Raw genomic sequence first — 8,583 nt, forward strand, 5'->3', positions numbered from 1 at the left:
GATAATATAATTCTCTTAAAAGGTAAGGAATTATGTGAGCAGTAAAAACACACAGCTATGGCAGAAGACAGACAAAAGTACGGCGACGCCGACTTACAGGAATTTAAAGTGGTTATTCAGGCAAAAATAGATAAAGCAGAAAAAGATTTAATGCTGATCAGAGAGAGTTTCATCAATGACCAAAACAATGGTACTGATGATACTTCGCCGACCTTCAAGGCATTTGAAGAAGGTGCAGAGACATTAAGTAAGGAACAAAATGCTATTTTGGCCGGAAGACAGGAAAAATTTGTGCGTGATTTGAAAAACGCGTTAATCCGTATTCAAAACAAAACATACGGTATTTGCCGGGTAACCGGGAAATTAATTCCTAAGGACCGATTGATGGCAGTACCTCATGCAACTTTGAGTATCGAAGCGAAAAATATGCAGCGATAGATCTATCGTGTACCATGAATAATGTGCAAAGTATCCTGTATAAATCTATACAGAATACTTTGTGCATTTATTATTGAAATTCATGAATACAATTCTTATCTTACTTGCCGTCGCAGTGGTCTTTATCTACTTTTTTCGAAAAGACCTGAAGGAAAAATTCGTTCCTAGTAAGGAAAAATATCTGACCATTGATGATCAATTTAATTCTGAAAAGAAAGATCGTGAAAATGAAATTGATAAAATCCTGAGTAAAATAGGAAAAAACGGATTACAGGATCTTTCAACGGAAGATAGAAAACGACTCGACGAACTTTCAAAAAAAATAAAATAAAATGGAATCACTTATTGTACATCCAAAAAACCAAATGGAGCTTAATGCACTGAAAAGTGTGATGAAAGACATGGGCATTAAATTTGAAAAATTTCACACCAGAAATCACAATGCTGCGTCAAAGCCTGAACCAAGACCTTCAACAAACAGAGCAGAAAAACCTGCGAGAAACTTTAAAGACAAACCAAAGAACGACCAGTAATGAAGAAAATAGCATTAATTACTTTTATCATTCTTCTAATTGATCAGGTTTCTAAATTTTATATCAAGACGCATTTTAATCTGGGCGAAAGTATTCCAGTATTTCCTGGGTTTAAATTAACTTTTGTGGAAAATCCAGGCATGGCTTACGGTTTCCATTTTGGTGGTTTACTGGGGAAATATGCCTTGGTTATTATTCGTGTATTTCTAATTGGTGGCATGGTTTATCTATTCAGCAAATGGTTGAAAGAAGGAGCTAGCAATTATTTACTTATCCCAATGTCCATGATTTTTGCAGGCGCAATCGGTAATTTGATCGATGGAATGTTTTACGGAATGCTGTTCGATAGCGGAACTGTTTACGACGAAAGTATCAGCAGATGGATCGAATATGGCGGAATTTCTAAAATCGTTCCTTTTGGGGAAGGCTACTCCAGCTTTATGAAAGGTTGCGTCGTTGATATGCTGCATTTCCCTTTGGTAGATTGGCATGTTCCGACCACGTTTCCATTAATTGGTGGGAAACATATTGAATTCTTTAAATATATTTTTAATGTTGCTGATTCGGCGATTACGGTAGGAGCTGCTTTATTGCTAATTTTCAGAAAGAAAGCCTTACCAAATGGTTTAGACTTTTAAAATGAAAGAATGAGATCAATTAAAAATATTTTCACCCTCTTCCTGATACTTATTGTATTGGGAATTTTGTTGACGTTTTGGGCGAACCACATCATCGAATATGCTACTGATGATTACGTCACTTCGAGTATTAATAAACTTCCAAATGAAAAAGTAGGCTTGGTTTTAGGGACTTCAAAATCTTTAAAGAATGGCAATAAAAATCCGTATTTCTTTTATCGCATAGAAGCTGCGGAGGAATTATTTAAAAGCGGAAAAATCGATTATATCATTGTAAGCGGTGATAATTCTTCTCAATATTACAATGAGCCAGAAGACATGCAGACTGAATTGGTCGCCAGAGGAATTCCGAAAACTAAAATATTTCTGGATTTTGCCGGACTTCGAACATTGGACTCTGTCGTTAGAGCGAAAGAAATTTTCGGGCAAATTTCTTATCTTATTATTTCTCAGCGATTTCATAACGAACGCGCCGTTTTTTTAGCCCAGAAAAAAGGAATCGAAGCTTATGGATACAATGCGAAAGATGTGAATAAGAAGGCTGGTTTTAAGACTAATCTTCGGGAGTATTTCGCGAGGGTTAAAGTATTCTGGGATCTATTTTTTGGCGTTGACCCCAAATTTAGCGGTTCCAAAGTTGTGATTCCCAATTAATTTAAAATAAAAAAATCGTCGCAGGGTTGCGACGATTTTCTTTTGAACTATCTGAAATAAAATCTTCTTATTTCTTCAATAATTTTACGCTTTCTGTTTGAGTGCCTGTCTGCACTTTGATCACATAAGCACCTTTCGATAATTTCGAAACATCTAAACCTTCTTTAGCAATGGAAGTTTCTGAAAGTACTTTTTGTCCGACCATATTATAAACTTCAATACTCGAAACTTTATCCGCATTTTTAAAATATAAAACATCATGAACAGGATTTGGATAAACGCTCACTTTTGAATTCTGAACATTGTCAGTTCCAAGTGCACCTGGAAGTTTAATTACAAAACCTCTTAAGTCATCAGCCGTTCTACCGATTCCCGTAATATATCTTCCGTCTGGTGAAATACCTAATGGTAAAGCGAAGGTAATTCCTAAATTATCATATCCTAAGCTTGCAACATATTCATTAAGGTTTACTCTTCCTGTTTCTTTGGTATAGATGAAACCTTCACCCATTACCGCTTGTCCGTTCCAAGGTCGAAAATAACCTACCACTGTTTTACCATCATCGGTAATTGCAGCTGCGCCACCGCTGTAATCTGGATCTGGATGCGTGATCAAAGTGTATCCATCAGTCTCATTCCAGACAAAAGGATTATCATAAGTATATCCAATAATTGTTTTTCCATTTGGTGTCACCGCAACAGCTTCTCCCGTTGGTTGTCCATTATTATCTTTCAACGCAACCTGGGTTCCGTTCAGCCAATATACTCCTTCTCTATCGCCGTAATCATTATCTTGCCAGCCAACGACCATGGTGCCGTCATCGGTAAGTGAATTAGCGCGAGAGCTGCGATCTGGAACCGTGCTTCCTAGATCGATCAAGCCTGTCGCCTCATTCCACTTCACGGCATGCGCTTCGCCCGAGCTGACCCATGCAAGTCCAACTACATTCTTACCATCACTCGACATTCCCCAGGCAGAACTAAATTCATTGTCTGAAGTTGCAGTCAAACCGCCAAGAAAAGACCAGGTTTGAGTATTGACATCATATCTTCCCATTTCGTCACTTCCGGTATTAGGATTCGTCATACTTCCGCTAATATATTTTCCGTCTGAGGAAACATTCGTCCAACAGGCAATAAAATTACCGCTGGTTAATTCTCCAATATTTACTTCTCCCTCTTCTTCAGTCCATTTAATATGAAATTGATTGCCTACATTACCTACGGCAACACCGTTATTAGAAATATCTGTCATCTGTGCAAAACTACCAGTGTCAAAAACCTGCGCTTGCGAAAGAGTCAGTCCTGCAAAAAAAAGAGCCGCTGTGTAAAAATTTTTCATAATATTTTTTAATTTTAAATTCATTCAAATCTAATAGAAAAAGGTTTGAAAAAAGTATTTTTGTCTTGCATAATTCACGAAATTCAAAAGTATTAAAATCATAAAAAACTGATAATCAACAACTAGAAGAATTAAACAAAAACGAGCTTTCTCTTCCATTTTATCTTAAAATCAATCATCTCATCAAAGATGATCCAAGCATTTCGGAAAAATATTGCAAAATTATCATTAGTAAAAAGGAAACATACTCTCTATAAATTGATTATTTTTGCTTCATGCGTACTCCATTAATATTCCTTCTACTGATTGGTCTGAGCTTCGGTTTTTTTCCGGCCCAAAGTCGGTCGGATTTTAAACTACGCGTCGAAAACAGTTTCCTTAAACTCTACGAAAATCCAGATGTTGCATTACATGCCGCCAAAGAAATTAGAAATGACGAAAATGCCTTGGTGACGAAAGATATTCTAACCCGAGCCTACTTGATGAAGGGCGACTACTTAGAATCGGTGCGAGATGCTTTTGAGAAATCGAATACCCAACAGTCAAATCAGAAATTACTGAGTACTTTGATCATCGCACGAGAATTCTTCCATTTAAATTTATACGAGCAAACCGCCAATCTCATTGAACCCCTTTTTACTTGAGAAAAATAAATCTAAGAAAGACGAAGATCAAGTAGTTTATGCCAAGTTATACCAACTGGAAGCCAGAAATCTTATCGCTCTTAAAAAATTAGATACGGCGGAAAAGAATCTGCAAATCAGTTCTGACTATGCTCAAAATCAGCAAAGTTCTTTTGCTTTAATTTCAAAAGAAAATCAATATTTAAAAGCAACTCTTGAATTTGAAAAAGGAAATATAACAGAAGCTTTAAAAATAGCAGATCAATTATTGCTTGACTTACAATCAATCCCTCGAGCAAAGTACCTTTTCGCCATAACACAGCAGTTGCGTGGACAATTATTTTTTGAACAACAAAAGTATGATCAGGCTATAGAATGTTTACAAAAGGCTCTAAAACTGGTCGACAATATCAACTACACCGCTTTAAAAAGTAATCTTTATGAAGATCTGGCCAAAAATTATCTGGTCATTAATAACGACAAAGAATTTAAATTTTATAAAGATCAGTATCGAGAAACTTCTAAAATCTTAGAAGAGAATAAAAAGGAAGCACGCCGGGAACTGATTCTTTTGGGCACAGAATTGAAAACTGAAAATAATAAATCTTACCTCGAAAAAAAGCAAAATCAGTGGCTTTACCTCTGCGGAATTTCAATATTCGTGCTGTCATTACTGACGTACATTTTTATCAGAGAAGTGCAGCGCGGTAAGTCTCTAATAAAGCAAATTCGCTTTTTCAGATCGATTAAATTGAAACAAAATGAGCCTGTAAAAGCGGACGTGAAAACAAAGGAAGTTCCTAAGAAACAACTCATTATCCCAAAAGAAACCGAGCAACAAATTCTACAAGGTTTACAGGAGTTTGAAGAGTCAAAAAAATATCTGGACAACAATATGTCTTTGGCAACCTTGGCGGTAGAACTTGAAACCAACACGAAATATCTTTCTGAAATTATCAATAAATACAAAGACAAAAACTTCAATACCTACATTAACGAGTTGCGGATAAAATATGTAATTCACCTTTTATCAACGGACCGCAGTTACTTGCAATACAAAATAAGTTATATCGCAGAAATTGGTGGATTTACGTCTCACAGTGCTTTTACCAACGTATTTAAAATAATCACCGGAATGTCGCCGCAAGAATATATGCAGACTTTAAGAAATAATTAAAAAATGCGATTATTTAAATTTTACTTTCTGTTTCTTTTATTTTGGTCTGTTAGTTTTACAGCTCAAAACACCAATGATTCGCTCAAAAAAAGAGCGAATAGCGTGATCTATGAACAACCTGATGAAAGCATCTCTATTGCATTAAAACTGCTCAAAGGCGAAAAAAGAGTTGATGAAATTGCGCATCTTTATATGTTAATTTCTAATGCCTACATCGCAAAAAGAAATAATGACAGCTCTCTTATTTATATTTTAAAAGCGGCAGATCTTATTAACAAAGAATCTTTACCAACGACTAAAATTAAAATTTTGAATTCGGTCGCAGTTCAGTATCAACAGATGGAACTGTATGATAAAGCTTTAGAAACTTTGGATCAGTCGCTGCAACTGACCGAAAAATTAGAGGCAAATGACAAAGACCGACTTTTCAATGCTGGCTTTAATTATGCGGTTCGAGGAATGATTTATCGCAATCAGTCGAATCCTGATTTAGCTTTGGAGAAATTTAAAATGGCAGCGGTGAATTTTAAAAAACTCAATTTAGATCGGAAATCGGCGGCAAACCTCAGTATTATTTATTACAATATTGGCTACTGTTATATTGATTTAATGCAGTTGCAGCAAGCCTCAGCATACTTTCAAAAATCAGAAGAATATGCAAAAACCGGAGAGGCGAAAAGTTTAGAAGCCTACGCTTTAAAGGGAAAAGGAGAAACTTTATTTCTGACTCAAAATTATGGAGCTTCACTGCAGACGCTTTACGAAGCAGAAAAAATAGCTTTACCAGTCGGTGATCTAGTTCTGAATGAAGGACTTTATAAATTGATTGCAGATAATAATTTGGTTCTGAATGATTTCGAGAAATTTCAAAATTACAACAGCAAATATTTAGAAATTCAGAAAACTCTGGAACAAAATGAGTTAAAATCATTGAACAGATATTTGAATACTCAAAATCTAGAGCAGTAAGAAATTAATTCTAAAGTTCGAAACCAATACGTAACCTACCAGTGGATTGCAATAATTATTGCATTGAGTTTACTTGCTTTTCTACTCAAAAAACTTCTTGAAATAAAGAAGAAAACCCGACGTCAAAAGAAATTGATCGAAACACTTACTAAATCGAGAGAAGCGCTTTAAAAGTCAAAAACTTTGGTTTGCCAAAAGCATATTAGTTTTGTATTTTTGCTTCTAAAATTACATCAAAACACATGTCCAGAATACTTACAGGAATACAGGCAACAGGAACACCACATTTAGGAAATCTGTTGGGAGCGATTATTCCAGCTATTGAATTGTCTAAAAAACCGCAAAACGAATCTTTTTTGTTTATCGCCAATCTGCATTCTTTAACACAGATCAAAGACGCAGCTGAACTTAAACAAAACACCTACGAAATCGCAGCAGCCTGGCTTGCTTGCGGCCTAGACACCAGCAAAACATTTTTTTACAGACAAAGTGATATCGCTGAAACGTGTGAATTAACCTGGTATTTATCCTGCTTTTTTCCTTATCAAAGATTAACGCTGGCTCACTCATTTAAAGATAAAGCCGACCGTTTGGACGATGTTAATGCAGGATTATTTACTTATCCAGTTTTAATGGCGGCAGATATTTTATTATACGATGCGGAAATTGTTCCCGTTGGAAAAGACCAATTACAGCACTTGGAAATGGCGCGTGATATGGGTGCAAGATTCAATCATCAAATGGGAGAGGTTTTTGTTTTGCCACAAGCAGAATTACAGGAAGACACCAAATATGTTCCGGGAACTGATGGACAAAAAATGTCGAAATCGAGAGGAAACATCATCAATATATTTTTACCGGAAAAGGAATTGAAAAAACAGGTAATGGGAATTGATACGGATTCTAAATCTCTTGAAGAGCCAAAAGATCCGGAAACCGACAAAGTTTTTGCTTTATATGAATTGATTGCAACACCTGAACAGACTGAAATTTTAAGACAAAAATATTTAGCCGGAAATTTCGGTTATGGTCACGCTAAAACAGAATTACTGAATTTAATTCTGACCAGATTTGCGACGGAAAGAGAACTGTTCACGTATTACATGAACAACTTGCCAGAATTGGAAGATAAGCTACAGGAAGGCGCTGCTAAAACGCGGGCAATCGCTCTACAGACTTTAAGTAGAGTACGAAAAAGCGTTGGCGTTTAATCCAGGACTTCAAAATCAAAAGCCTTTCCGATTTGGAAAGGCTTTTTTTATAGTAATTCTTTTAATTCAATTAGTTTTTTAATGACTTTCACCTCATCAGCTTCGAACTTATCATCGAAGACATCAAAATAAATAACTTGTAAGCCAAAAGATTTTCCACCTTCTACGTCGGCAATCCAGTCGTCACCGATCATGATCGATTCTGCTGGTGATGCGTTAGCCTTTTTCAAAGCGTAATCATAAATCTCCGGTTGCGGTTTTCTGATATTAATCTCATCCGCGCTGGTAATGGTCTGGAAGTAATTTTGAATTCCTGAAAGTTCACATTTTTTGTGGGTGACTTCTTCAAAACCATTGGAAAGAATATGCAGTTGATAACCTTTGTCGTGAAGATATTCCAACACCTCAAAAGCGCCGGGCACTAAATCATTATAGTTAAGAATTTCATCTAAAAAATTACTTTCAAAAGCTTGCGCTAAGTCGAAATCATCAATTCCAAAAAACAGAAAAGAATCATAGAACCGGTGTTTTCTTAAATATTCTTTATCGATCTCGCCATCCCGAATTTGCTCCCATAACCTTTCGTTAATGGTAAAGTATTCACGATGGAAATCATCAAAATCTAAATTGTATTTGTCGCGGACTTCTTGTCTTTTAAAAATCTCCTTTAAAGTTGAAAAGGCATTTCCACGGTGGTCCCAAAGGGTATTGTCTAGGTCAAAAAAAATGTGCTGAATTTTCATACAGCACAAATTTAGGTAAATAAAGATTAATTCTTAGAAACAATATGAATTTTTGATTTCGATTTTAGAGCCTGAATACTTTGCGAAAAGCTGAGTAAAAAATCGATGGTTTGTTTCTTTGGTGTCAATAGTCTTTCATTTAAAGTGTAATTGTTTTTCATACGCGAAAAGTTTAACTAAAAACGAAAGTTTCTTCATATTATTATCTGGTTAAAACAATTTGATGTTCTTCCATAATTTTTCTTAGATTGATCA

12 protein-coding genes are annotated in these 8,583 nt (G+C 35.6%); 9 read left to right on the plus strand and 3 right to left on the minus strand.

Annotation, left to right across the window (positions count from 1 at the left end):
- The first annotated feature begins 57 nt into the window (after positions 1 to 57).
- From ACEYOS_RS00135 to ACEYOS_RS00155, 5 genes are all read left to right on the plus strand, one after another.
- Complete coding sequence (locus tag ACEYOS_RS00135; protein ID WP_373708807.1) at positions 58 to 438, plus strand: TraR/DksA family transcriptional regulator; 381 nt, start codon at positions 58 to 60, stop codon at positions 436 to 438.
- Between the two features lie 82 nt (positions 439 to 520).
- Positions 521 to 769 carry a DUF6576 domain-containing protein gene (locus ACEYOS_RS00140; protein WP_373708806.1) on the plus strand — a complete coding sequence of 83 codons (249 nt, stop codon included), beginning with the start codon at positions 521 to 523 and terminating at the stop codon, positions 767 to 769.
- A 1-nt stretch (position 770) separates the two neighbouring features.
- Positions 771 to 971, plus strand: coding sequence for a DUF2683 family protein (locus ACEYOS_RS00145; RefSeq protein ID WP_373708805.1), 201 nt, complete (start codon positions 771 to 773; stop codon positions 969 to 971).
- On the plus strand, positions 971 to 1,609 hold the full coding sequence (locus ACEYOS_RS00150) for a lipoprotein signal peptidase (RefSeq protein ID WP_373708804.1): 639 nt from the start codon (positions 971 to 973) through the stop codon (positions 1,607 to 1,609). Before ACEYOS_RS00145 ends, ACEYOS_RS00150 begins: the two co-directional genes overlap by 1 nt.
- Positions 1,610 to 1,618: 9 nt before the next feature.
- Positions 1,619 to 2,263, plus strand: a complete 645-nt coding sequence (locus ACEYOS_RS00155; protein WP_373708803.1) for a vancomycin high temperature exclusion protein — start codon at positions 1,619 to 1,621, stop codon at positions 2,261 to 2,263.
- A 67-nt stretch (positions 2,264 to 2,330) separates the two neighbouring features.
- Here the strand turns inward: ACEYOS_RS00155 and ACEYOS_RS00160 are convergent, their stop codons facing one another.
- On the minus strand, positions 2,331 to 3,605 hold the full coding sequence (locus tag ACEYOS_RS00160; protein ID WP_373708802.1) for a T9SS type A sorting domain-containing protein: 1,275 nt from the start codon (positions 3,603 to 3,605) through the stop codon (positions 2,331 to 2,333).
- Positions 3,606 to 3,880: 275 nt separating this feature from the next.
- Here ACEYOS_RS00160 and ACEYOS_RS00165 point away from each other — a divergent pair, with 275 nt between their 5' ends.
- From ACEYOS_RS00165 to trpS, 4 genes are all read left to right on the plus strand, one after another.
- Positions 3,881 to 4,249, plus strand: a complete 369-nt coding sequence (locus ACEYOS_RS00165; RefSeq protein ID WP_373708801.1) for a hypothetical protein — start codon at positions 3,881 to 3,883, stop codon at positions 4,247 to 4,249.
- Entirely contained in the window at positions 4,230 to 5,405 is a 1,176-nt protein-coding gene (locus ACEYOS_RS00170; RefSeq protein ID WP_373708800.1) for a helix-turn-helix domain-containing protein, read from the plus strand. The genes ACEYOS_RS00165 and ACEYOS_RS00170 overlap by 20 nt, the downstream gene beginning before the upstream one ends.
- 3 nt (positions 5,406 to 5,408) lie before the next feature.
- A complete protein-coding gene (locus tag ACEYOS_RS00175; RefSeq protein ID WP_373708799.1) occupies positions 5,409 to 6,374 on the plus strand; it encodes a hypothetical protein in 966 nt (321 codons plus the stop codon).
- Between the two features lie 242 nt (positions 6,375 to 6,616).
- Positions 6,617 to 7,585 carry a tryptophan--tRNA ligase gene (gene trpS / locus ACEYOS_RS00180; protein WP_373708798.1) on the plus strand — a complete coding sequence of 323 codons (969 nt, stop codon included), beginning with the start codon at positions 6,617 to 6,619 and terminating at the stop codon, positions 7,583 to 7,585.
- A 47-nt stretch (positions 7,586 to 7,632) separates the two neighbouring features.
- Here the strand turns inward: trpS and ACEYOS_RS00185 are convergent, their stop codons facing one another.
- Both ACEYOS_RS00185 and ACEYOS_RS00190 read right to left on the minus strand, forming a co-directional pair.
- A complete protein-coding gene (locus ACEYOS_RS00185; RefSeq protein ID WP_373708797.1) occupies positions 7,633 to 8,328 on the minus strand; it encodes a YjjG family noncanonical pyrimidine nucleotidase in 696 nt (231 codons plus the stop codon).
- Between the two features lie 26 nt (positions 8,329 to 8,354).
- Positions 8,355 to 8,489 carry a hypothetical protein gene (locus ACEYOS_RS00190; RefSeq protein ID WP_373708796.1) on the minus strand — a complete coding sequence of 45 codons (135 nt, stop codon included), beginning with the start codon at positions 8,487 to 8,489 and terminating at the stop codon, positions 8,355 to 8,357.
- Between the last annotated feature and the right edge of the window lie 94 nt (positions 8,490 to 8,583).

This window comes from Kaistella sp., assembly GCF_041824135.1.
In the GTDB taxonomy this organism is placed as follows: Bacteria; Bacteroidota; Bacteroidia; order Flavobacteriales; family Weeksellaceae; genus Kaistella.

Coding starts and splice junctions, on each gene's coding strand:
- ACEYOS_RS00145 (WP_373708805.1), top strand. CDS start 771: ATGGAATCACTTATTGTACATCCAAAAAACCAAATGGAGCTTAATGCA.
- ACEYOS_RS00190 (WP_373708796.1), bottom strand. CDS start 8,489: ATGAAAAACAATTACACTTTAAATGAAAGACTATTGACACCAAAGAAA.
- ACEYOS_RS00175 (WP_373708799.1), top strand. CDS start 5,409: ATGCGATTATTTAAATTTTACTTTCTGTTTCTTTTATTTTGGTCTGTT.
- ACEYOS_RS00155 (WP_373708803.1), top strand. CDS start 1,619: ATGAGATCAATTAAAAATATTTTCACCCTCTTCCTGATACTTATTGTA.
- ACEYOS_RS00165 (WP_373708801.1), top strand. CDS start 3,881: ATGCGTACTCCATTAATATTCCTTCTACTGATTGGTCTGAGCTTCGGT.
- ACEYOS_RS00185 (WP_373708797.1), bottom strand. CDS start 8,328: ATGAAAATTCAGCACATTTTTTTTGACCTAGACAATACCCTTTGGGAC.
- ACEYOS_RS00140 (WP_373708806.1), top strand. CDS start 521: ATGAATACAATTCTTATCTTACTTGCCGTCGCAGTGGTCTTTATCTAC.
- ACEYOS_RS00160 (WP_373708802.1), bottom strand. CDS start 3,605: ATGAAAAATTTTTACACAGCGGCTCTTTTTTTTGCAGGACTGACTCTT.
- ACEYOS_RS00135 (WP_373708807.1), top strand. CDS start 58: ATGGCAGAAGACAGACAAAAGTACGGCGACGCCGACTTACAGGAATTT.
- trpS (WP_373708798.1), top strand. CDS start 6,617: ATGTCCAGAATACTTACAGGAATACAGGCAACAGGAACACCACATTTA.
- ACEYOS_RS00150 (WP_373708804.1), top strand. CDS start 971: ATGAAGAAAATAGCATTAATTACTTTTATCATTCTTCTAATTGATCAG.